Consider the following 24,153-nt stretch of genomic DNA (forward strand, 5'->3'; position numbering starts at 1 on the left):
TCTCCCACCTTCTTGTATGAACTCTGCTGTTTCATTACTTTTATTATATATGAATCTTGTCTAACTTTAAAATCAATAACATACCTTGTCCTTTTTTTTCATATAGTTAGTAAGACTAAATAGTTAGAAATGTTCAGATTATCCAAGCTGAATATATGAAGGAGATACTAAAATGGAAGAACGCTTTTTAGCATCGATGATTCAATGCTATTTCATCGCACTTGGCGTCATTATAGGTGGTGCCTTCATAGGTAGCATTGGAGCTTTTGCAACAGGAGAACCACCAATGACCATGATGGGAAGAATTGCAAAAAGTTTACGTATCTGGGCTATTGTTGCAGCAATCGGCGGCACATTTGATGCGATATCCAATTTTGAAAGAGGGATATTTGAAGGATCAACTTTAGATATGATTAAACAAATACTTCTCATTATAACTGCCATGGGAGGCGTACAGACTGCTTTATTAGTGATCGAATGGCTTATTCAAGAGGAGATAGAATAGTGCATATTCCACCATTTTATAAGCGTGAAAGTTGGCAACGATTTATGGCAGGTACATTTGTTGGTGCAATACTAGCATTCTGCGTCTTTGTTTATATGTATGGCCAATTATATGAAAATTGGGTAGAGGAAAACTTAGAATTACATGCTGCCTTACAAGAATTAAATTCAAATTATAAAGCCTTAGAAGAAAATAATAAAGAATTAGATCAAAAGTATCAACAAAAAGTAACGATTACTTCTATTGAAATCACTATAACAAATCAAGAAAAATTAGACTTAGATCATTTAATAGCCAGGGAATTCGAAGAGAAAATAAAAGCTGAAATGACGGACATAATTGGAAGAGATGTTGAAAGTCTATCTGAAAATTATAGTTTACTTATCAAAACAATTGAAAACAAAACCTATCGGATTGATGATTTTTCTTACCAAGCTGAAGTAAAACACCTATTTATTACGGAAGTGCTCAGCTTACAAATCGAACTAACCCCTGGTACTTAGACATTATTAAAAGAAATAGAAAGAAATACGGATAATTCATATTTCTTTCTAAATTGTTTTACTTGAATAGTTCTATTCAGCAAATTTTTGACATGCTTGTTCAAGTTCAGCTATTACAGTCTCTGTTTCTTTCCAATCATAAATAGTTGCTCCAGAAGCTAACGGGTGTCCACCACCATTGAATTTTGCAGCAATTTTATGAATAACTGGACCTTTAGATCGCAGTCTAACACGAATAAGTTCAGCATCTTCTACAAAGATCACCCAAGCTCGAATGCCTTCAATATCACCTAAAACACCTACAAGTTTACTCGTTTCTTCTGGCGTTAAATGATATTCTGCTAAAATATCCTTCGTTATTCTAATCGCACTAACACCGTTTGGTGATACGGTAAAGTTTTGCAAAATATAACCTTTAAGATGTGCAATATTTTCATTCATTCTATATAAGTTATCATATAATTTCGTTCGATTAAAATCATATTTCACTAATTCAGAAGCATATTGAAATGTAATATCCGTTGCGCTCGGAAAAAGAAATCTGCCTGTATCTCCAACAATACCAGCATATAAAAGCATAGCAGCGCGATCAGAAATCTTAATTCCAACTTCTTTACTATTAACAAAAAGCTCATAAACCATTTCACTTGTGGAACTTGATTGCGTATTTATCCATGAAATATCACCATATACATCTACTTCAGGGTGATGATCAATTTTTATAATCTCTGCTGCTTGAAGATAGCGTTTATCTGAGATTCTTTCCTGGTTAGCTGCATCGCAAATAATTGCTAATGCCCCTTTGAATGTATCGTCATCAATTTGATCCATTTTAGCCAAAAAGAATAGCGATTCTTCTTCATCTCCAACCACAAAAACCTCTTTGTCTGGAAAACTCGTCTTAATAATTTCTGCTAATCCTACTTGTGAACCAAGTGCATCTGGATCAGGCCGAACATGTCGATGAATAATGATTCGTTGATATGATTTAATCTTCTTTATAATATCTTTTGTTATCACACTTACACCTCTTTATTATTTTATATCTTTTGCTTCCATTCCTAATTCTAGTATCGATCAATTAATTGCGCGATTAATATTGCTTTCCCTATTATTTCTTTATCGTGAAAAACTTCTACATCTACTTTAGCAGATTTTCGTCCTACGTCTAGTAACCTTGGTTTAATAAATAGTGTATTTTCTAGCTGAACAGGCTTTAAGAAATAAACAGATAAATTTTCGACAACAATATCAGCCCTTTTAAGTTGACGTATAAGTCGACTTCCCGCTTCAGTTACAAAAGAAACAAGTACACCATTTGATAGGGTCCCCAGTGCATTTGTCATTTGTGGTGTTACGTTTGATCGAAATACCATTTGCTGTGGGTCATTTGATATGACCGAAAGACCACTTGTGATAATATCATCAATCGTTTCTCCAACTTGTGGTTGCCGTTGCACTTGTTGTAGCGCTTTTAATACGTCTTGTCTTGAAATTAACCCGAGTAGCCGATTATAGTTGTCAACTACCGGCATAATTTCAATACCTTCCCAGACCATCATATGTGCTGCGTATGCTAACGATGTTTCTTTTAAAACCGTCATAGGATTTTTAGTCATGACCTTATCAATGGGAAGATGATGCTGTTTACCAATAATATCTTTGGATGTCACAATACCAATTACGCGATTTTGATCATCAACAACTGGATATCGACTATGTGTCGTTTCTTCATTGAACGCATACCATTTTGAAAGTGGATCTTTATTCATTACATAGTACGTTTCTGAAAAAGGGGTGAATATATCACCCACGATAACAATTTCTTTTTTAATAAGTTGATCATATATGGCACGGTTAATCATTGCCGCAACCGTAAATGTATCATAACTAGTAGAAATTATTGGTAGTTTCTTCTCATCAGCTAGTCGCTTAACTTGATCATCTGTATCAAAACCACCAGTAATTAAGACAGCTGCGCCCTCTTTTAGAGCTAGTTCATGGGCTTCAACACGGTTACCGACTATTAATAGCGAATCTTTTTCAGTATAGCGCATCATCGCATCTAATTTCATTGCACCAATGACAAATTTATGTAATGTCTTATATAATCCGTCTCGTCCACCTAATACTTGTCCATCTACAATTCCAACAATTTCAGCAAATGTTAGTTGCTCAAAGTTTTCTTTCTTTTTTTGTTCAATTCGAATAGTACCAACGCGCTCAATTGTACTAACAATCCCTTGATTTTCTGCTTCTTTAATTGCTCGATAGGCCGTTCCCTCACTTACATTTAATTCTTTCGCAATTTGCCTTACTGAGATTTTGTTTCCAACTTTTAATGACTCTATATGTAATAGAATCTGTTCATGTTTCGTGGCCACACCTGTTCACCATTCTTTCTAACTGTACTAATATTTTAGACTATAGTGTTATTATACAGTTGTCTGGTGATTGTATCAATTTTTCATTACTTTTACTTGTTTTACATGCGTAACTTCTTTTTTTGTTTCTTCTTTTTCTATTAGTACAGTTGCCAAGTTTGCACCAATAACTAATGTAAAAAGAACTAACCAACTAAACCAATACAGATGTGCTAACCCTTCTGGATGCGTTTGTACATTTGGAAAGGCTATATACAGTAAAAAACCAGCTAATAATAATCGTAAAACAGCATATTGTTTCATATTATGATCTCCTTATAAAAGTAGTTAGTAACAGTTTATGCTTATATGTATAGGAACATGTTTGATCTTCTTTCAGAGAATAAAAGAGGCTGGGACATAACTAGCCAAAATAACGAAAAAGATTCCGATCATCTTAGGAAGATGGTCGGAATCTTTTTTTGTTGGATTATTTTCAGGATTTGTTGCACCATGCGCATGCTTAGCCGTGTACTTTCTCAAGTTCACCGCCATGAATGCAAATCCTAATTCATTTTCCACTTTCTTCTTGCCTCTTACTGACATACGAGTGAAACGCAAATTAGCCTTCAAAAATCCGAAGACTGGTTCTACATCTATTTTTCGTTTGCCATAGATTTTACCGGTTTCTTTTTCTGAAAGCTGCTGTTTTGTGTATGCTTTTTGTTGTTCCCATTTTTCATTATAATAAATTTTTCGATTATTTCCTTCCTTTGCTTTTGTACAGTGGGAACGCAACGGACAATCCGAACAGTCTTCACATTCATAGACTTTAAAGGATCGGGTGAAGTTATCTTTACCTGTTCAATTAGATAGATACTGGAAAGCCACTTTTTTATCATTTGGACAACGGAAAGAATCACTCGCTTCATCATACGCCCAGTTCATTGTGTTAAAAGGGTCTTGCTTATATTTCTTTGTCTTCTCTTTTCGATACATATTGTATGTAATCAGCGGGATGCGCTCCCGATTAATGCGGACATCTTCATAATTCTGTTCACTTCCATACCCTGCATCAGCTACGATATATGTGGGAAGTTCAAAGAAGCTTTCCTCGATTTTATCTAGAAAAGGAGTGAATGTGCGTACATCAGTTGGATTGGGAAATACGTCATATGCGAGTGTATATTGTCCTTCGGTCGCAATTTGTACATTGTAACCTGCTTTTAATTGGCCATTATTCATATAATCGTCTTTCATGCGCATAAAGGTGGCATCATGGTCTGTCTTTGAATAACTATTGCGCGCTTCAAATATAAGCCTATCCTTTTCGTATTTTTGTTTGCGTGCTACGTAATCTTTAAACTGTTTGCGGTATTTTTTTGGTGTTTTCCTTGCAGAGCGAAACTGCTTCCGTTTGCTGACATCTTTACTTTCTTCGATCTGTTTGTCGTATCCTTCAACGGTCTTCTCTAGTTTCTCAACTACTTTTTCGAGTTCTTTAGTGGATAGTTCTTCCGTACTTTCGCGTTCTATTTCTGGAATAATTTCGTTTGCCAATAATTCATCGTACAGTTGATTTGATTTCTCCACCAAATTCGCACTGTATTTTTCAATCGCTTTTCGCCAAACAAACGTAAATTTATTGGCATTTGCTTCTATTTTGGTGCCATCAATAAAGATCGCTTCCTGGTCAATCAGCTCTTCTTTCACCAGTTGGCATCGAAATTGTACAAAACATTGGCGTAACAGTTCTTGTACTTCTTCATTGACTCGAAAACGATTAATCGTTCGATAGCTTGGCTCATAACCTTGCGCTAACCACATCATACGTACACTATCTTTCAGTAATGATTCAATTTTTCTTCCAGAGAAAACAGATTGCGTGTAAGCACATAAAATAACCTTCATCATCATGCGTGGATGATAAGCAGGACAACCTGTTTCATGTAAGAAAACAGAAAATGCTTTATCAGGTATTTGGTCTACTAAGTCATGGATCGTATAGGCAATATCATTTTTTTGTAATTTCATTTCAAAATCTAACGGCAGAATTACTTGATTCATGTTATAATCTTTAAACATAAGGATACCTCCGATTGTTATTGTGTGGTACTTTAATTTTATCAGAAGGTATCCTTTTTTACTTACTAAAATTTTCGGTTTTATAAAAAAGTTGCATCTTCCAACTACCGTTGGAAGATGCAACTTTTTATTGTTTATCTGAGTTTTGTCCCAGCCTCTTTGCTCATGTATTCTAGATTTCAATATGTTCTCCTGGTTTTAATGCAATTCCCTTACCTGGTTGCACCTTTTGGGCAAATGCATCTCCATCTTGTTCAATTAAAGGGAATGTATTATAGTGGATTGGCACAATATAATCTGCTTGCGTCCACTGTGCGGCAATTAATGCATCTTCTGGTCCCATTGTAAAATTATCACCAATAGGTAGGAATGCAATATCAATGTTATTCATATCACCAATTAACTTTATATCTGAAAATAGTCCAGTGTCACCAGCGTGATAAATTGTTTTTCCTTCTACTGTTAACAAAATACCAGCTGGCATTCCTGCGTATATTGCTTCTCCTTGTTCATCATAAAATACGGAACCATGGAATGCTTGTGTGAACTTCACCTTTCCAAATTCAAAGTGATGTGATCCTCCGATATGCATAGCATGTGTGTTTAAGCCTCTTGATTCCAAATAGTTTGCTAACTCATTTGGAGCTACAACCAATGCTCCTGTTCGTTTTGCAATTGGAATGGTGTCTCCAACATGATCATTATGTCCATGTGTCAATAAAATAACGTCCGGTGTTACCTCATTTGTATCTAAATCACATGTTCCATTACCCGTTATAAATGGATCTATTAAAATACGATGAGAATCGGTCTTTATCTGTACTACAGACTGTCCATGAAATGATACTTTCATATTATTATCCCCTTTCAAATAATTACTACTACTTGTTTACCCGAAAAAGAATAAAAATAAAAGTAAATTAATAAATCAACTCTTCTGTCAAAAAAAAAAAAAAGCATGCGCTAATCGTTATTTTAAGTCTAACTGATAGCTGTTATAATGCTCGTTCGTCTTTCAGAAAAACTACTTTCTATAAGATTTACATCGGAATAACCATCAACTACGACGTAACGTAAAAGATTACATCGCTCTGAAAATCCACTACGCTTTCCGCAGGCACGTCTTCAGCTAACTTGGAAGAAAAACACTTCCAAGTGGATCTTCAGATCGTGGGATTGCGATTACTCATCCCATCAAAAACATACGCTGTTCCTGCAGGAGTCGTAGTGGATTTTCATCGCTGGTCGGTAATATGTTTATTGATGAAGTTGCAATATCAACAATAACAGACCTTTTCGAATAATATTCATATAACTAAATGTTGTCATAAACGCAATAAAACTTTAGGAGCCACTCGATAGCGTATTGTGTATCACTTTTAAGTTCTGTCCAGCGAAGGAAGCAAATGGTCGACTCTCCAGCAGGAACAGCACGGGCTGAAGATCCACTCGGAAAGCGATCTTTGCTTATCCGAGTTAGCTGAAGCCGTGCCTGCGGAAAGGGAGACCATTTGCTGACGTAGCAGGTATGGAAGTTATGTCGCAATTTTCATCAAGTCCGTTATTTGAATCGCTATGATGATTAAGAAATGAGAGCGATACTTTGAAGTCATAACAAGAATTGCTTGTCAATATAATACTGTGAAAGTTAATAATATTCCCAAGATCGTTCATATATCTGAATTAAATGTGGATCGATTAGCGTATTAGGTTTTAACTCGACGATATCACCGTTTTCTGCTGTAATCGTTTGATCAATATCTTTTCCAAAGACAGTTAAACCCTCTAATATATCTGTCGTTAAGTAGCGTGTGTCAACTGATATACTTAGTTCCGATACGTCTATTGTTTGTCTGCTAGCAAGAACAAATCCCCAATTTCCAAAACTAGGCACGTCAACATGGAAATTCTCCGTATTTAAATCATTAGATGCAATTGTTTCAGATATGGTCCAATACACTTCGGTAGCAAAGATAGGACTGGTAGCTTGTACCATCATCGCACCTTCTAATGACATATGATTACGTGCTAAAGCATAAAATTCCTTAGTATATAATTTGTTTAGGCTTTCATCGTTTGGATCAGGGAGATCAACAATAATGACATCAAATACACGACTTGTTTCTTCTAAGAATTTAAAAGCATCTTGATTAATAACATCGACCTTTTCATCTTGTAAAGCATATTCATTTATAGCTAATAATTTTTCATTCTTATTTGCCAAAGTGACAACTGCTGGATCCAAATCTACTAGCGTAATTGACTCTACTTCTTCATATTTTAATACCTCTTTTGCAGCAACACCGTCACCACCTCCTAAGATCAAGACATCCTTAGGTTGAGTTGCTTGATCCATAACCGGATGAACTAATGTTTCGTGATAACGATATTCATCAATTGAACTTAGTTGCAATCCACCATTAAGATATAACCTTAAATCATCCCCTTTTTGAGTGAGAATAATTTTTTGATAGTTGCTTTCTTCCATATGGATAATTGGATCTTTATATAACTTTTGTTCAAACGTAAAAGCCATCTCTTCGCCAAACAAAAAACCTAGTAATAATAATACGCCAATCACTGTAGCAACGATCGCATGAGATATAAAATGTTTTACTTCATTTCGAAATAGCCAAAGTACAATTGTAGCTACGATTAAATTAATACAACCGACAAGAAAAGCTGTTTTTACCATACCTAATTGAGGACGAAGCAAGAAAGCAAATAACAAACCACCAATTAAGCCACCTGCATAATCAGAGAATAATACACGTGCTGTGCTCCTATTTAGTGACACACCAATAGCATTCGCCTTTCGAATAAGGATCGGAAGTTCTACACCCGTTAAAGCTCCGACAGTTAAGGTAATTAAGTATAAAAATAAAGCATCAGTTCCTGGTGGTGAAAAGGCCGTAATTCCAAACATAACAAAACTTGAAAAACCTCCGATTAAAGCAACCATAAATTCGATATAGATGAATGCAATAATAAGATTCTTCATTACTTTTTCACTAAAACTAGCGCCAATTCCCATCCCCGTTAAAAATAACGAGATCACTAGTGTATATTGTTTAACCCCATCACCTAATATGTAAGAACCGAGGGCGCCAAATAACACCTCAAAAATAATCCCACAAATAGAGACAATTCCAGATGCCCAATAAATAAAATGACTTTGTTTTATTGCTAATTGATCCAAGCTTCTTCACTCCGACTTTGTATATATTAACGAAAAATACTGGCCTGACCTCTTTATAAGGTCAGGCCACATCATTTACTACTAAATCAATTTTTACCAACTCAGTTTTGTTATGTAATCGACGCTCCAATTACAAATGCTAAACCAATTGAAACCGCTAAGGATATAATACCAACTGAAATGTTATTTTCTTTGATCTTTTGTTCTACTGAGAAACTTCTAGTAGCGAATTCAAAAATAAAATATGCAATCATTTGCAGTATAACACCATATCCACCCCAAATTAACGTTTCCCAAACTGTCACACTATGGTAAATTGCGAACGCTAAAATAATACATATTCCGATTATTTTTCCAGCTATTGATAAAGCCACTGCTTGATTGTTATTAGCAATTTCATCCCAGTCCTTATATTTCGTTGTAATCCATTCAAAAATCACCAAACCAATCAATACAACTATAATTGCGATTAAAAAATAAATAAATGTACTAATAAACGCATCCATTATAACGCCTCCTTCAAATTATTTTCCTGCACTTGTTCCACCGCCACGAGTTGATGACATACCTCTATTTGTTCGATTTGTTGTTACACTACCACCAAATGTACTCGTTCCAGTACTGTAACCACCATAACATGAACCACTAGTACCACATTGACTCTGTCTATTCTGTGCCCAATTATCAGCAGATAACATCCTGTTGATCATGACATATGTAAAAAAACCATTCAAATAGTTAGGTGAATAATTATTGCGAACAAAAGTATCTGTTGCTACTTCCATTAATACTACTTCTGAATCTTCCTCACTTTGCTTAAATGTAACAAAATGATTTGGATAAATGAGCATCTGTTCGTTATCTTGTTTTTCACTTATTTCATCTGGTGGAATAACCCCTGATACAGTATCTACAATCTCATCAATTGTGAATAATCTTGTTGCATAAATGTTTGCTTCTTCATTATCCCCAACAACTGTATCTAACTTATGAAATGCATCTGATAACAATATTTCAATGTCAGAAGTGCTTGCACTTTCTAATTGATTTGTTATTTCAGATTGTGACGATTCCACAGGTATTTCATCCACAGACGCAGGTTCTGCCTCAGAACATGCTGTGAGAACTAATAGAATGAGTAACGAAAAAAAGCTGATTGTTTTTTTCATGAGATTTTATGCCTCCCTTCCATTCCATACAAATTGGGAAACAAACCTCCGCAGAACTTTAATACAGAGGTTTATCTTCCTATTAATTTCATAACTCATATAGAGAAAAAATTCCCTTTTATTCTTTGTTCATCTTCTTCTTCAATGCTGCTAACTCATCATCAACTTCACTACCACCAAGTTCTTCAAATTCATCATCTAATGTTCTACTTGATTCTGACAAGTCGTCACTTGTATCTGCTTCAGCTTCATACTGCATAACTTTCTCTTCCATTCTAGAAAAGCCTTGTTTTGAGTCATCACTTCCCACAGTAGACATGGTACGATTCATTTTAGTTCTTGTTTGAGCAGATTCTGCACGTGCTTTAAGCGAATCTTTCTTTAATTTCATTTCTTGATATTCTTTTTTCATTTCATCTAATTTTTTACGTAGTTGATCTGCATCTTGCTTCGCGCGTTCCCATGATTGATGTAAGGAATCAGCTTGTTCTACTTGATCTTTTTTATCCTCTAATGCACGACGAGCTAAATCTTCATTGCCAGCCTCTATTGCTCTTTCTGCTTGTGTTTGTCTTTTCTCAACCAATGCGTTCGCATCATCGTACTTTCTTTTCAACATCTTCTCATTGGCAATTTGTTTTGCAACAGCAGCTTCAGCTTCACGTATATCTGATCCCATATCTCTCATAAATTGATCGAGCATCTTCACCGGGTCTTCTGCTTTGTCTAACATTGCATTCATTTCTGCTCCTACTACCGTTTTTACTCTACTGAAAAATTTAAACATGTTTAATTCCTCCTTGATTAATTAGAACCGGCTATAATTTTTACTTCATAATCTTCAATTTCATAGCCAATACTTACTTCTATTTCACTACCCCAGTCTTCTAAACTGAGGAACTCACTTTCACTATCATTGTAATATTCTGCGTACTCCATCACTCGTCCGTTAATATTAACACTTCTTCCCTCACCAACCACTCTAGCCTCTCCATACTCATCTAAATAATAAGTCTTACCTTCATGAGTAAGTTGTTTCGGAAAAGGTTTTTGAACAGACAAAGGTATTGTTTTATAGATACCTAATTCTAGCTCATCATCCATTTCAGCAGATAGCCAAATCGTGTTTCTACCTTCTAAAAGTTGATAGGTAATCCACTTATATGAATCTTGTCGATACGTGATTTTTCCAACAACCTCATAATCACCTAAATCATATTCAATAATATCCCCAATTTCTATCGATAACGGATCCCTTTCTTTCACTTTTGGTTTTGTATTCTTTTTTTGGAAAAGTTTAGAGAACATTCCCATACTTAACACCTCTTCTCTAAAAACCTTATACTATTTGTACGAATGAATATAAAAAAAGTTTCATATTTAAAAAAATATTTATAACTTACTCTAACATAATCTGCAAGCATCTAAAACAAGTAGACTTAAATACTTCTTGTGAAAAAGGTAAAACCTCGATACGGAGGGTTTTTACTCACTAAATATTAATTGGACAGATAAAAGTATTACTTTCCTAATCAAGAAAAAACAACTGGACTACACCAATTGCTTTTAGAATGCATTTTAAAATTAAAGGTGTTGATGAATAACATCTAATCCCCCTGTAATCTCAAATACTGAACCAGTTATCATATCCGAATCTTTTTGACAAAGAAATAATATCGAACGCGCTATATCTTCACCTGTACCAGATCTACCAATTGGCGTATTTTTATCTGGAAAAACTCTACTTTTATCAATAGTTGCTTCTTTCATTTCTCCTGTTATATTTCCTGGACAAATCATATTGGAGGTAATGCCATATTCCGCCTCTTCAAACGCTATTGTTTTGGTTAATGAAACAAGACCAACTTTTGCTACAGCAAATGCTGACCGATTTATCCATCCAGCTGCAGTATTCGCTCCTTGAAAACCATAATTGATTATACGGCCGAATTTTTGTTGGCGCATTGAAGGAATTGTTAATTTTAATAAATGAAAAACTGCGTCTAGATTACCTTTTTGCATGAGCTCCCATTCAGCTTCTGTATAATCCATTAACTTCTTTCGCTCAAATACAAATGGTCCCGCATTATTTATTAAATAATCAATTGGTCCAAATTTATATACCGCTTCATTTACTGCATTTTCTAATTCTATTTTGGATGTTACATCTGCTTTTACGATTTTTAGTGCATCATAATCATTTAATAGTTCTTCTGCTTTTTGTCGATCAGAGCGATATGTAATAGTTACATTATGTCCTGCCTTAAGAAAACATTCTGTGACTTGTCTACCTAGACCTTTGCTACCAGCAGTAATGAAAGCATGCCCCATTTTAAATTTCCCCCTCATCATTCTCAGTATCACCTTCTATCGTACATGATCATACTATTTTTATCTAATTATAGGTTGTTATTTTAGGGCATTTCTACTTCATATTTATGTTCTGTATATATAAAACATGTTACAATATAGGTAGATTAATGAAAGGAAGTGTTTGATAATGCCAACTGAATACAAACATATTTTAGTAGCTGTCGACGGTTCTAAAGCTTCCGAAAAAGCATTTAAAAAAGCTATTGCAATTGCTAAAAGAAATGATGCTCAACTTATTATTTCTCATATTGTAGATACTAAAACGATTTCTTCTGCCGAAGCTTATGATCAATCGTTAATCAATCGTTCAGAATCATACGCCAATACTTTATTAGATGATTATCGTAAACAAGCAACAACTGATGGTGTAAAAAATGTTGAAATTCATCTTGATTATGGTTCACCTAAAGTGCGTATCCCAAAACAAGTTGCTAAAAAATTTCAAGCTGACTTAATTATTTGTGGTGCAACTGGTTTAAACGCAGTAGAGCGCTTTTTAATTGGAAGCGTTTCAGAAAACATTACACGTCATGCAAAATGTGATGTATTAATCGTACGCGCAGATGAAATAGTTGAAGATGATGAATAATCAAAAATATAAAAACTGGCACCAGTTGATCTCCAACTGGTGCCAGTTTTAAATACATTTATGCTAAACGCATAACGTCTCTTGCAATCATTACCTCTTCATTTGTTGGAATAACAATAACTTTAACTGGTGAATGTGGATAATTTACAAAAGCTTCTTTTCCACGTGTGTTGTTTAATGCTGGATCCCAATAAACGCCCATAAACTCTAAACCATCTAATACACGCTGACGAACTTCTGCACTATTTTCACCTACACCTGCAGTGAAGATGATTGCATCTACACCCTTCATTCTAGCTGCATAAGAACCGATAAATTTATGAATACGGTCTGCAAATATTTTTAGGGCAAGTTCTGCACGTTCATCGCCACTTTCTGCTTTTTCTTGAATGTCACGAAGATCACTAGAAAAACCAGATAATGCTAACATACCACTTTCTTTATTAAGTACTTGTAATACCTCATTAACTGACTTTCCTGTTTTCTCCATAATGTATGGAACTAATGCAGGGTCAATGTTACCAGAACGTGTTCCCATTGTTACACCAGCAAGAGGTGTAAAGCCCATTGAAGTATCAATTGATTCACCATTTTCAATAGCCGCAATACTTGCACCATTACCTAGATGACAAGAAATAAGACGTAACTGATCAGAAGGTACACCCAATAAATCTGCTGCCCGTTCCGAGACATACTTATGTGACGTACCATGGAAGCCATATTTTCTAATCCCATACTTTTCATAATATTCATATGGAAGGCTATATAAATAAGACTGCTTTGGCATCGTTTGATGAAAAGCTGTATCAAAAACAGCAACAGCTGGTACGTTTGGTAAAATGTCTATAAAAGCACGTATACCAGTTAGATTAGCTGGGTTATGAAGTGGTGCTAATTCAGATACTTCCTCAATTTCTTTAATAACTTCAGCAGTTATTGGCACTGAATCAGTAAAACGTTCTCCACCGTGAACAACTCGATGGCCAATTCCATCAATTTCATCAAGTGATTTAATTACACCAGATGCTTTCAATTTTTCTAACAGTAGCTTAACTGCTTCTTCATGATCCGGAATATCTGTTACAGTACTATCTTTTTCATCACCAAATTCAATAGTAATTTCAGAGTCATTAATTCCAATACGCTCTACTAAACCTTTTGCTAAAACATTCTCTTCTGGCATATCGATCAATTGAAATTTTAATGAAGAGCTACCAGCATTAATTGCTAATACGTTACTCAAAATAATCCATTCCTTTCAACTTACATTATTATCTTTTAATACATCCAGTACTATTCTAACCAAGTCTATAGTCAAATTGCAACATGAACCTACAATGTTAACGTTTCCAGTTCAAATTTCTTATTTTCTAACAATTAATATCCTTCATTTTTAAACCATTGATTCATTTTCCCTACAATTTGTTCTGTTGCTCGCACATCTTTAAAAGATGGCAACTGTGCCAGTAGCGTTTCTTTTGGTGCCTTTGTATCTTTACCTTTTTTCTGCAAAATCAAGATACTCTTAGCTTGATTTTCATCACGGAATATACTAGATGGTAGCTGTAACAACCCAATAATATGTACGTTTTGTTGCAAATAAACATGTAATTTGTCTGCTTGATCACTATCAAATAAGAAATTAGGTATTACAAAAAGTAAATAGCCACCTTCTTTTGTATAATGGATACTTTGTTCGATTAAAAGATGGTGTGAATAGGCGTGGCCTTCTGTCGAATTTAATTTGAATTGGCTTGACCTAACATCATCTGGATAATAACCTACTGGTAAATCAGATACGATTAAATCTACTGGTTCCAGCAAAAATGGCTGCAAACTATCTTGGTGGAAAAACTCAACTTCAGTTCTTTGTAGATTTGCGCTCATTAAGCTTAATTGTATAAGTGTAGGATCTATTTCACTTCCATAAGCCTGTTTTTTCATCGTTAATTGGTTTAGCACTGCCATCAACAAATTCGCAGAACCTGAAGCTGGATCAAAAACACGTAGGTTTTCTTTTGAACCTATTAGTTTTTGCGCTACATAACCAATAAACATTGCTACTGTATCTGGTGTGATTAAATGTTGCTGTTGTGTTGCACCTTTCATTCCCTTTAAGGTTGTTAACTGTATAACCTTGCGAATTTCTTCTCTATTTAATTCATCGAACGTAAACAACTTATTTTTATTATCTATTTCTTGCTGAACATCTTCTGTAAAAGCAGATGGAGCTATTTCCGTAACAATATACTCTAAACAGATTGTCAATCCTTCTATATACGTTACATTCATTTTTTCTTGTAAATATTCAACCATTTCATCTAATAGTTTAAAATGCTTTTCGACATTTTCCTGAGCCATAAAATCTCTTCCTTCCTATCTAAAATCCAATCATGTCCACCCTTTGTGAATATGCAAAAAAGAATGCCATCAATATTATGAAGGCATTCTCTTGATATGTCTAGCAATTTAATTATTTATCTGAGTCATCCGATTTTCCTTTATTCGAAAGCAAATCTTTCATTTTTTCTAAAGCTTGTGGTGCAACATCTACTAATTTTTCATATAAGTGTGTTTGTTGGTCTAAATGAATCATTTCTACACCTTGCTTGTTTGCTACTAGGAAGGCTACAGGCGTTATTGTAACCCCTCCACCACTGCCTCCACCGAACGGCCTTTTTGGCGAGTCTTCCTCATCATTTTTTGATTCACTTTTACCAAATTCACTACCACCAGCAGCAAAACCAAATCCCACTTTTGATACTGGGATAATAATACTTCCATCGGGTGACTCAATCGGCTCACCTACTATAGTATTTACATCTACCATTGCCTTTAAACTTTCCATTGCTGTTGACATTAGTCCTTCAATAGGATGTGGATTAGTCATACAATTGCCTCCTCATGCAGTTTCAACGTTGTTGACTCGTTATTTACTATTCCATTTTCCGACTTGCATCATGGTATAAATAGCTTGCCCTAAGCGCATAGAAAAAATACATGTACAATTTGAATTAACTAACCTTTGTTGAAACACTGGTGTTACTTTAAATTCTGGACTTTCTTTTATATTTACAAATTGGTCTAAAACAGCACCTATACAACCTTTTACTGTCCAACAAAGTCCAGCCAACAATCCTGTACTCGTTGCTTCGGCAGTGCCAATAGTAGTTTCCCAATTAAGAGAATGCATATTGACTTTTTTTAATCTTGCTCTAATCAATTTGTGGAATTTTTGATTTTTTCTATAAAGCTTTATCTGTGGTTTTACTTTTTCTTGTGATTGATTAAAAAATGTTTGAATCGACTCTATCAAATCCATTGCTTCCTCTTCAAATACATCCTTTAAAACAATTTCATACGCTCTTTCATGCATTTTTATTCCTGCTACATGAATAATAATAGTAGCTGTCATTATTTCTTGACTGCACTCCAAATAAAGTTTCACTTTTATCGATAAACACATCACTAGTAGTAGCAGTATAAGTAAAATTAATAAGAAGATTAAAATGATAGCATACATATTCTAAAACACCTCCATAGTAACAGTATGGCGATCAAACAATATCCTAAACAGATAACGCGTTTAATATTGGTTGATAATGGTTATAAGTAGAATAGTTAGCTTTTACAATTGGGAGGAATTTTATGTCAAATAATAAAAATATATATTTTTATTATCAAAAAGAGAATGTTTCAAAGGAAGAATTAATTAAATTATTTCAAGCTAGTGATCAGAACGGATTTTCAATTGTGAAAAATCATCAAGATGCAGATATAATTGTATGTATCGGAGATGATGGTACTTATCTACAAGGTGTTCGTCACACTGGTTTTCTTGATAATTGCTTATATGTTGGTTTATCTAAGGAAAATGAGGTTGGACTATATGCTGACTTTTCAACAGATCGTATTCATGAGCTATTTGATGCATTAATTTCTAAAGATATCAAAAAACAAAAGTTCCCAATTATAGAAGTATCTATAAATGGAGAGGCACCATTCTATTGTTTAAATGAAGCTAGTGTAAGGTCTTCTATTATTAAAACAATAGTTATTGACGTCTATATTAACGATAGTTATTTTGAGCGCTTTAGAGGGGACGGCTTAATTGTAGCTACACCAACTGGTAGTACTGGGTATAATAAATCAATTTCAGGGGCTATTGTAGATCCTAATATCCCTTGTTTTCAAATGACAGAACTTGCTTCGATAAACAATAATAATTATCGAACATTAGGATCATCATTAGTATTGGGAGAAAATAAAAAATTGCGCTTAGAAATATTACAGGACGGTAATGATTATCCTGTTATTGGATTAGATAATGAAGCCTACTCTATTCGCAATATTAGAGATATATCATTTACAATGAGCGCGAAAACAATTCAGACAATACAATTATCGCAAAATAGTTATTTCGATCGATTAAAACAACTGTATTTATAATGCACCAACCTAAAAAAACAGCTCAACTGAGCTGTTTTTTATTATTTACGCTGATACATAATAGTTCCATCGACTACCGTCTTTTGAACTTTACTAGTGTGAATTGACTCCTTCTCTATCTTAAATAAGTCTTGATCAAATACCGTAAAATCTGCTACATAGCCAGGTAAAATCATGCCACGATCTTGTTCATGGTCAATAACATATGCACTTCCTTTGGTATATAAGGAAACCGCTTCATAAACAGATAGTTGCTCTTTTTCATTATAAATTCTACCGTCTAGACTTGATTTTCGTAAAACAAACGCCTCGATTCCTAATAAAGGATCCACTTCTTCAATTGGTGCATCTGATCCTGCTGCACAAGGGATTTCTTCTTGTAAAAATGTCTTCCAAGGATACGAGTTATTTGCCCGAATTGCTCCTAGCCTTTCTATCACCCAAGGGAAATCGGAAGATACAAATGTAGGTTGAATATCTAATACTACATTTATTTGTTTTAATGCTTTTATTACGTTTGGATTGATAACTAAAGAATGAATAATGCGATCTTTTCTATTGTTCTTTAATGGATACTTTGCCAGCAACCTTGCAATTGTTAAAATAGCTTGATCTCCTATCGCATGAACTGCAATCGGCATTTCTAGTTGACGTGCACGTTTGATTAGTACTTCTAAACTTTCTGGCCTATGAATAGCGATACCATAATTAGATGTGTCATCTGAATAGGCTTCTTGTAGCCAAGCAGTTCGACCACCTAGTGCCCCATCAGAAAAAATCTTCATTGCACCTAGCGAGACATAATCATTACCAGAACCGTAGGCTAAACCTTGTTCATACATATCTTCTATAACTTCATGATGGACAAGTAAATGTGCGCGGAATTTTCGCGTGATCCCATCTATTCCTGCATGAAATGCTTGCCACGTTTTATCAAAGCTATCAGCACCATAATAGGCGAGATCCTCACTGTGTCCACCTACTAGACCTAATCGCAATAAATCATCAACTGAGGTAGTAACTAAATCTCTTAATTCTTTCGTTGAAATATCTGGAATAGCTTGTTTAACTAAATCCTGTGCGTTATCCAAAAAGTAACCCGTTAGCTCTCCTGATTTATCACGGACTATTTTGCCACCTTGTGGATCCATGGCTTCTTTATTTACATTTGCTAGTTCGATTGCGTTGGAATTTGCAATTATAGCATGACGACAAACGCGCGTTAACATAATCGGATGATTTGTTGTAATTTCATCTAGTTCTGTTTTATGAATAACACGTGGATCTTCCCACTGATTTTCATTCCAACCTTCACCAATTAACCATGATCCATTACTTAATCCTTTAATACGGTCTTTAACAGCAAATAATACTTGTTCTGGACTAGTCATCTTCGATAAATCTAAATGAACTATTTTTTCACCGTGTCCGATAATATGTAAGTGACTATCAACAAAACCGGGAAACATTACATTTCCTTTTAAATCTTGATATTCCTTAATAGCTTTCTCATACTTTTCTTTTAATTTATGTAAATGACCACTTTCAATAATATAACCATTTTCCGTATAAATTGCTTCTACAGTTTCTCCTATTTCTCTCATCGTGTATATCGTACCACCATACCATAATGTACCCATCAACTGATTCTCCCTTTATTTGCCTTACTCCTTATAAAAAGCTAAAAGATGATAATTGAAGCAATTCCCTTATATAAAAGATAGCAAATTTTCTACATATTTAAAAGAGTAGTGCTCAGATTGAGCACTACTCATGTTTATGCCATTTTTATTATGATTGTTGTGATTGTCCGCTCATTTGTTGCTCTGCCATTTGAACTAGACGTTTTGTTATTTCTCCACCAACTGAACCGTTAGCACGAGAAGTAGTATCAGCTCCAAGACTTACACCAAACTCTTGCGCAATTTCATATTTCATTTGATCTAATGCTTGGCTAACGCCAGGTACTACTAAGTTGTTTGAACTGTTGTTGTTACTTGCCATGACTTCTTCACCTCCTCTGTGGTACATCTATAGAATGTGCACGAAGGAGTAAAACAATACAATAAAATAATTGGTAGTTGTTTCATCTATCACCTAAATTTGCGTATTGCCTTTTAAAACAGGTCTGTCATGGGATCTGTCTCTTTTGAATTAGTAGAAATCATAATGACTTCAATATTATCAAGAATATCTTGGATATCTTTTTCTATATCCATTTGCTCTTCAAAATAAACTACTTTATCTAGTTTTGGTTTTGTTTTAGGCGCTTTAGGTACAAATACAGTACAGCAATCTTCAAATGGACGAATTGAAATACCGTATGTTCCGATTCTCTCAGCGATTGTGATAATTTCTTCTTTATCCATCGCAATTAAGGGTCTTAATATTGGATAGCGCGTAATATTATTTATAGCATGCATGCTTTCCATCGTCTGACTCGCAACTTGTCCTAAACTATCTCCCGTTGTAATAGATAGGATGCCTTCCTTTTTCGCAATTTTTTCACTAATTAACATCATCATTCTTCGCATTACTGTCATAGAATAACCATAGGGTATTTCTCGATGAATCTTCTGTTGCAATGTAGTAAAAGGAACAATATGAACAGTCACTTTCTTACCGTAATTTGCCAATTCAGCTGCTAAATCCAAGACTTTTTGCTTTGCTGCTTCACTTGTGAATGGTGGAGAATGAAAGTGTACCGCCTCTACATGCACGCCTCTTTGCATTGTTAAGTAACCAGCTACTGGGCTGTCGATGCCTCCAGATAATAGTAACAATGACTTTCCTGCAGTTCCAACTGGCAACCCGCCAGCTCCTTTGGTTCTTTGTGAGGTAATATATGTGGCATCAGTTCGAATATCTAAATGTACTTCTACATCAGGATGATGCACATCGACTGTATAATCTTCCGTATTCGTCAGCAGATGTGAGCCTACTACATGATTAAACTCCTGCGAACCAATCGGGAAATCCTTATTTGCTCTTTTCGTTGTTATTTTAAATGTTTTAACGTTCTCTGCTTCTTTTAAAGCAAATAATGCTGCGTCTTTAATTTGATCTGGATCATTTTCTACTTTGATTGCTATACTCAAACTTTGAATACCAAAAATATATTTACATTTTTCCATTATTTTCTGCGGATCTTCTCCATTTAACATTATAGACATACGATCACGAGCATTTTTAATTTTCACTTTTGGAAATCCTTGAAGTTTGTTTCTAATATTTTCATGTAGTTGATATATGAAAATCTTTCTATTCTTACCTTTTAAAGCCAATTCACCGTATCGAATTAATATATGGTCATATAACATTTTATCTACCCCATTACTTTACTCAATTGTTGTATCACTTTTTTTAACGATCTACTGAATAGTTCAATCTCTTCTTTTGTATTTTGATAAGACAAGCTAATCCTCAATGCTGAGGTTGTTCGATTATGCGGAAAACCTGCAGCTTTTAAAATTGCACTTTCATCTGGTTTTTTCGATGAACATGCAGATTTAGTTGAGATGAATATATCTCGTTCACCTAATGCGTGAATTACTACTTCAGGTTTATAACCAGGTATTGAAATATTTAAAATATGTGGTGCCTGATTTTCTACTGTATTAATTTTAACTGAAGTGATCAACTCTAATTCATCTCGTAACTGTTTATTTAGCTTATATAGGTGAGCATGGTCTGTTTCTTCCTTTTCTGTAATTAGACGCATTGCCTTGACTAAAGAAACGATTCCAGCCAAATTCTCTGTACCAGACCGATAATTCATTTGTTGATGGCCACCATGAAATAAGGGAAATAGGTTGGTACCTTTTTTAATATACAATAATCCGGTTCCTTTTAATCCATGAAATTTATGACCCGAAATAGTCCATAAATCAATTCCGCTATCAGCTAATTGCAAAGGAATTTTTCCAAATCCTTGGACATCATCAACATGAAAATAGGTAGTAGGTATATCTTTTACAAGTTGTCCAATAGCTTTAATGGGTTGAACTGTTCCTAACTCATTGTTTACATGCATCACACTTATTAAAATTGTTTCCTTTGTAAGAGCTGCTTTCACATCATCAATCTCCACAATCCCATCATGATTCACAGGTAAATAAGTAACTTTAAAGCCTAATGTTTCTAATGATTCACATGCTTCTATAACAGAAGGATGCTCAATTTGAGTTGTAATTATATGCTTACCATGACTTTGATGTGCTAAAGCAATTCCTTTTATTGCCGTATTATTCCCTTCCGTTCCACCGGAAGTAAAAATAATCTCACTTTGATCAACAGAAAGAATAGCAGATGCTTGTTGTTGTGCTTTACGAAGCAATGTTCCTGCATCAATACCGAAACGATGAATAGATGAAGGATTACCATAAAATTGTTTTGAAACCTGGTTGAAACTATCTAATACATCTTTATATGGCTTTGTTGTAGCGCTATTATCAAAATAAATCATTGAGAGTCTCCTTAATTTCCTTTTTGCATTGAAATATCTTAACATAGTTCGTCCACATTGGAAAGATGCTGTTTCCTTTAAAAAGTGCATTCAAAAACCCCTCACTATCAGTAGCAAGGGGCATCATAAAATAAGGAACTCACTAATTTATTCTTTACCAATATTTAAAGCAGCTAACAGTTCATCAATGGATACAGCATTATCTACTTCAAAATCATACAATATGTTTTGGTCTATATTTGTATTATCCGCAAGTTGTACATCTTGATTCTCTTCATCCATACTTTCAACTGGCATGTCTTGGTCTGCACTATTTGTTTCTGAGTCTACTTGCTTAAATCTATTCGTTTGATTACTCAAGGCAACTTCTTCTCGTACAGAAGTTGTGTGTTGTTTAGCCATTAATTCAGGAGAATCTCTCCCAATTAAAATGATAAAGAACACGATCCATATAATCACTGCTGAGCTACTTAGTCCAATAATCATCCATTTCTTGATGTTCATGTTTAGTTTCCTTTCTAACTTGGAACTTGTATGCGAGTTTCCAGACGTTTTAACGCACCTGGGTCAATTTCTTCTAATGCATTTGCAGCTGTCTCTAGCGCGCCTTCATAAGCGTAATCTCGAAACTGCTTTTCTGATTCTGCCAATTTCGCAGCTAGTAATGGGTATTTACTACGGTAGCGATTTGCATATTGAATAACTGTTTCAACTAAATATGCTTGCTCAAGTAATAAATTAGTGTCTTCAATCATTGTTTGAACAGAAGTTTCAGCTTCTATTAATACATGTTGCACTTGACCCATATCAAGTGGCTGCTTCGCAAGACTTTCCATTACAAGATTACTTTTTCTTGATGCCTCTTCTAAGCTATTCCATAAAAATGACGGTACGCCAGGAATATTACTTTTTTGTAGTTTTTTGTTTGTATCAAACAAATCCCTTTTTAATTCTTCTACTTTCTTTTTGGCTTCTAATTCATCCTTACGTATTGTCCGTACTTGTTCTTTAAAATCTTGATGAGAAGTCTGTAACTGTTGTAAATCTTGGTAGCTTGTTTCTAATTGATCACGCAGTGCAACGTATGTCTGTTTATCATTTTGTAAATCTGTTTCAATTTGTTCAAGTTGACGTTGTAATTGATGAATCCACTTTTCTAAATTCGAATATAGTTCTAGATCACTTTCTTCTAAATAATAGGTTTGTTGTAAAGTTTCTACTTCTTCATTTGTTGCATCGAAGTCGACCGTTACTTCTTCTATTAATTTTTTAAAGTTAATTAAATGTTTTTCGATATAAGACTTAGCCTGGGCCTCTTTCTCTAATAAAGCATAAATTTCATTAACTCGTTCATCAATCGATTGTAGTAAATCTGAAATTTCTTCTACATCGCCCTTTTCAAGTTGTTTCACGCAATTTTCTAGCTCATTTTGATAACTAGACAACTCTTTTTCCAAACCTAAATGTTCAATTCGATAACCCTGTTCCTTCATTTCTTTTACACCTGTCAAAAGTTCACGAATTTGTTCAGGTAGTTCTCGATTGCATTTTTTATAAATGATTGGAAACTCTTCTATTTTTACTGTTAGATGATTTAAATCAGTTTTTAAGTCCTCAACGAATTGTTTCGCCTCAAAGTAATTACCTAATTCAATAGCAGTAAAATATTGATCTAACAGTTGTTGCAATTCATTGATTTCTACTTCAAACCGAGCTTCAGCTTTTCCGTATAGATGTCGATTTTGTAAAAGTTCTCTTCTTAAATGTTTAATTTGTGGTTGTACTTCTTCAACTTCTTTACGACTTTGCTTTTCCGAATCAAGTAATTGATCTAATTCTACAAACATTTCTTCGATAGTTGATTCAATTCTTTGTAAAGTTTGGTCAACTGTTTTTAGATTTTTCTTAGCTTCTGAAACACGAAATCTATCAGCTGCTTCTTCAGCATCTAACAAATACTCTTCAATATCTGGAAGTTCTCTTGTTAAGATTTGATCCCAACTAACTTTCCAACCTTCAAATTTTTCTTGCGTCTCACCAGACAAGTTTAAACTTTTCACTCTTTGTAATTCCGTTGTCACATTACGATTCATGATATCCATTTTCCAGCTTTCATGCTTATCTACTTCATCATATATTCTTTTGCGTAATAGTAAACCGACAATTATCAATGCAATTACAACGAGAATAACTCCTATGATGTAAGCCACCATGTTAATCCCCCTTAAACAAATAACAATCTTCTATAGTATTGATACACTTATCATTTTCTCAACAGTTCATCTAATAAATTAACATTCTAATAAAGAATATGTAGTAATCTTATGATACCATGTTACACACTTATTTTGCTAAAAAAAATCAAATTATTTATCAAAATGACATTTTTCTTTATATTTTTTTCTGAAACACTTAAAATAATGACATTTTCTTCATTTTTCTTTCGTATTAAT

24 protein-coding genes and 1 pseudogene are annotated in these 24,153 nt (G+C 34.3%); 4 read left to right on the forward strand and 21 right to left on the reverse strand.

The features are described 5' to 3' along the window. Window positions 1–172: 172 nt before the first annotated feature. Window positions 173–505, forward strand: coding sequence for a sporulation membrane protein YtrH (gene ytrH, locus DM447_RS12875; protein ID WP_112181604.1), 333 nt, complete (start codon window positions 173–175; stop codon window positions 503–505). After that, a complete protein-coding gene (gene ytrI, locus DM447_RS12880) occupies window positions 505–1,008 on the forward strand; it encodes a sporulation membrane protein YtrI (RefSeq protein ID WP_112181605.1) in 504 nt (167 codons plus the stop codon). Before ytrH ends, ytrI begins: the two co-directional genes overlap by 1 nt. A gap of 72 nt (window positions 1,009–1,080) precedes the next feature. Here ytrI and DM447_RS12885 read toward each other — a convergent pair whose 3' ends face one another. The 11 genes and pseudogenes from DM447_RS12885 to DM447_RS12935 all read right to left on the reverse strand — a co-directional run bounded on the left by DM447_RS12885 (window position 1,081) and on the right by DM447_RS12935 (window position 12,155). After that, window positions 1,081–2,025, reverse strand: coding sequence for a DHH family phosphoesterase (locus DM447_RS12885; RefSeq protein ID WP_112182745.1), 945 nt, complete (start codon window positions 2,023–2,025; stop codon window positions 1,081–1,083). A 50-nt stretch (window positions 2,026–2,075) separates the two neighbouring features. Further along, window positions 2,076–3,392, reverse strand: a complete 1,317-nt coding sequence (locus DM447_RS12890) for a DRTGG domain-containing protein (protein ID WP_112181606.1) — start codon at window positions 3,390–3,392, stop codon at window positions 2,076–2,078. Window positions 3,393–3,467: 75 nt separating this feature from the next. Then, the gene (locus tag DM447_RS12895; RefSeq protein ID WP_112181607.1) at window positions 3,468–3,695 is read right to left on the reverse strand and encodes a hypothetical protein; all 228 of its coding nucleotides are present in this window, start codon (window positions 3,693–3,695) and stop codon (window positions 3,468–3,470) included. Window positions 3,696–3,767: 72 nt separating this feature from the next. Then, window positions 3,768–5,456 (reverse strand): annotated as a pseudogene (locus tag DM447_RS12900) (IS1182 family transposase). A 172-nt stretch (window positions 5,457–5,628) separates the two neighbouring features. Next, window positions 5,629–6,309, reverse strand: a complete 681-nt coding sequence (locus DM447_RS12905; RefSeq protein WP_112181608.1) for a metal-dependent hydrolase — start codon at window positions 6,307–6,309, stop codon at window positions 5,629–5,631. A gap of 795 nt (window positions 6,310–7,104) precedes the next feature. Next, window positions 7,105–8,655: a polyamine aminopropyltransferase gene (locus DM447_RS12910; protein ID WP_112181609.1), complete on the reverse strand. Its 1,551-nt coding sequence runs from the start codon at window positions 8,653–8,655 to the stop codon at window positions 7,105–7,107. Window positions 8,656–8,765: 110 nt separating this feature from the next. Beyond that, entirely contained in the window at window positions 8,766–9,161 is a 396-nt protein-coding gene (locus DM447_RS12915) for a DUF350 domain-containing protein (protein WP_112181610.1), read from the reverse strand. A gap of 18 nt (window positions 9,162–9,179) precedes the next feature. Next, window positions 9,180–9,824, reverse strand: a complete 645-nt coding sequence (locus tag DM447_RS12920) for a DUF4247 domain-containing protein (RefSeq protein ID WP_112181611.1) — start codon at window positions 9,822–9,824, stop codon at window positions 9,180–9,182. Between the two features lie 118 nt (window positions 9,825–9,942). Further along, window positions 9,943–10,611 carry a PspA/IM30 family protein gene (locus DM447_RS12925; protein WP_112181612.1) on the reverse strand — a complete coding sequence of 223 codons (669 nt, stop codon included), beginning with the start codon at window positions 10,609–10,611 and terminating at the stop codon, window positions 9,943–9,945. Window positions 10,612–10,628: 17 nt separating this feature from the next. Further along, entirely contained in the window at window positions 10,629–11,138 is a 510-nt protein-coding gene (locus DM447_RS12930) for a DUF4178 domain-containing protein (RefSeq protein ID WP_112181613.1), read from the reverse strand. Window positions 11,139–11,408: 270 nt separating this feature from the next. Next, entirely contained in the window at window positions 11,409–12,155 is a 747-nt protein-coding gene (locus DM447_RS12935; RefSeq protein WP_112181614.1) for an SDR family oxidoreductase, read from the reverse strand. Window positions 12,156–12,324: 169 nt separating this feature from the next. On the opposite strand from DM447_RS12935, the gene DM447_RS12940 reads away from it, so the two are divergent. Then, window positions 12,325–12,786 carry a universal stress protein gene (locus DM447_RS12940; protein ID WP_112181615.1) on the forward strand — a complete coding sequence of 154 codons (462 nt, stop codon included), beginning with the start codon at window positions 12,325–12,327 and terminating at the stop codon, window positions 12,784–12,786. Window positions 12,787–12,844: 58 nt separating this feature from the next. On the opposite strand, the gene DM447_RS12945 is transcribed toward DM447_RS12940, so the two are convergent. The 4 genes from DM447_RS12945 to DM447_RS12960 form a co-directional block, all read right to left on the reverse strand. Then, window positions 12,845–14,029, reverse strand: coding sequence for an acetate kinase (locus DM447_RS12945; RefSeq protein WP_112181616.1), 1,185 nt, complete (start codon window positions 14,027–14,029; stop codon window positions 12,845–12,847). A 134-nt stretch (window positions 14,030–14,163) separates the two neighbouring features. Beyond that, window positions 14,164–15,147 carry a class I SAM-dependent methyltransferase gene (locus DM447_RS12950; protein WP_112181617.1) on the reverse strand — a complete coding sequence of 328 codons (984 nt, stop codon included), beginning with the start codon at window positions 15,145–15,147 and terminating at the stop codon, window positions 14,164–14,166. A gap of 112 nt (window positions 15,148–15,259) precedes the next feature. Then, window positions 15,260–15,676: a GerW family sporulation protein gene (gene ytfJ, locus DM447_RS12955; protein WP_112181618.1), complete on the reverse strand. Its 417-nt coding sequence runs from the start codon at window positions 15,674–15,676 to the stop codon at window positions 15,260–15,262. A gap of 39 nt (window positions 15,677–15,715) precedes the next feature. After that, window positions 15,716–16,201, reverse strand: a complete 486-nt coding sequence (locus DM447_RS12960; protein WP_162632652.1) for a DUF2953 domain-containing protein — start codon at window positions 16,199–16,201, stop codon at window positions 15,716–15,718. Window positions 16,202–16,434: 233 nt separating this feature from the next. Here DM447_RS12960 and DM447_RS12965 point away from each other — a divergent pair, with 233 nt between their 5' ends. After that, window positions 16,435–17,235, forward strand: coding sequence for an NAD kinase (locus DM447_RS12965; protein ID WP_112181620.1), 801 nt, complete (start codon window positions 16,435–16,437; stop codon window positions 17,233–17,235). A 41-nt stretch (window positions 17,236–17,276) separates the two neighbouring features. Here DM447_RS12965 and DM447_RS12970 read toward each other — a convergent pair whose 3' ends face one another. The 6 genes from DM447_RS12970 to ezrA all read right to left on the reverse strand — a co-directional run bounded on the left by DM447_RS12970 (window position 17,277) and on the right by ezrA (window position 23,913). Then, window positions 17,277–18,875, reverse strand: coding sequence for an amidohydrolase (locus tag DM447_RS12970; RefSeq protein WP_112181621.1), 1,599 nt, complete (start codon window positions 18,873–18,875; stop codon window positions 17,277–17,279). Window positions 18,876–19,026: 151 nt separating this feature from the next. Next, on the reverse strand, window positions 19,027–19,239 hold the full coding sequence (locus DM447_RS12975) for an alpha/beta-type small acid-soluble spore protein (RefSeq protein ID WP_112181622.1): 213 nt from the start codon (window positions 19,237–19,239) through the stop codon (window positions 19,027–19,029). A gap of 113 nt (window positions 19,240–19,352) precedes the next feature. Then, window positions 19,353–20,555: a tRNA uracil 4-sulfurtransferase ThiI gene (thiI, locus tag DM447_RS12980; RefSeq protein ID WP_112181623.1), complete on the reverse strand. Its 1,203-nt coding sequence runs from the start codon at window positions 20,553–20,555 to the stop codon at window positions 19,353–19,355. 5 nt (window positions 20,556–20,560) lie between these two features. Further along, window positions 20,561–21,700 (reverse strand): cysteine desulfurase family protein, encoded by a 1,140-nt coding sequence (locus tag DM447_RS12985; RefSeq protein ID WP_112181624.1) that lies wholly within the window; start codon window positions 21,698–21,700, stop codon window positions 20,561–20,563. A gap of 147 nt (window positions 21,701–21,847) precedes the next feature. Further along, window positions 21,848–22,204 carry a hypothetical protein gene (locus DM447_RS12990; RefSeq protein ID WP_112181625.1) on the reverse strand — a complete coding sequence of 119 codons (357 nt, stop codon included), beginning with the start codon at window positions 22,202–22,204 and terminating at the stop codon, window positions 21,848–21,850. Window positions 22,205–22,218: 14 nt separating this feature from the next. Then, the gene (ezrA, locus tag DM447_RS12995; RefSeq protein WP_112181626.1) at window positions 22,219–23,913 is read right to left on the reverse strand and encodes a septation ring formation regulator EzrA; all 1,695 of its coding nucleotides are present in this window, start codon (window positions 23,911–23,913) and stop codon (window positions 22,219–22,221) included. Window positions 23,914–24,153: the final 240 nt, after the last annotated feature.

The sequence above is a fragment of the Paraliobacillus zengyii genome, assembly GCF_003268595.1.
Classification (GTDB): Bacteria; Bacillota; Bacilli; order Bacillales; family Amphibacillaceae; genus Paraliobacillus_A; species Paraliobacillus_A zengyii.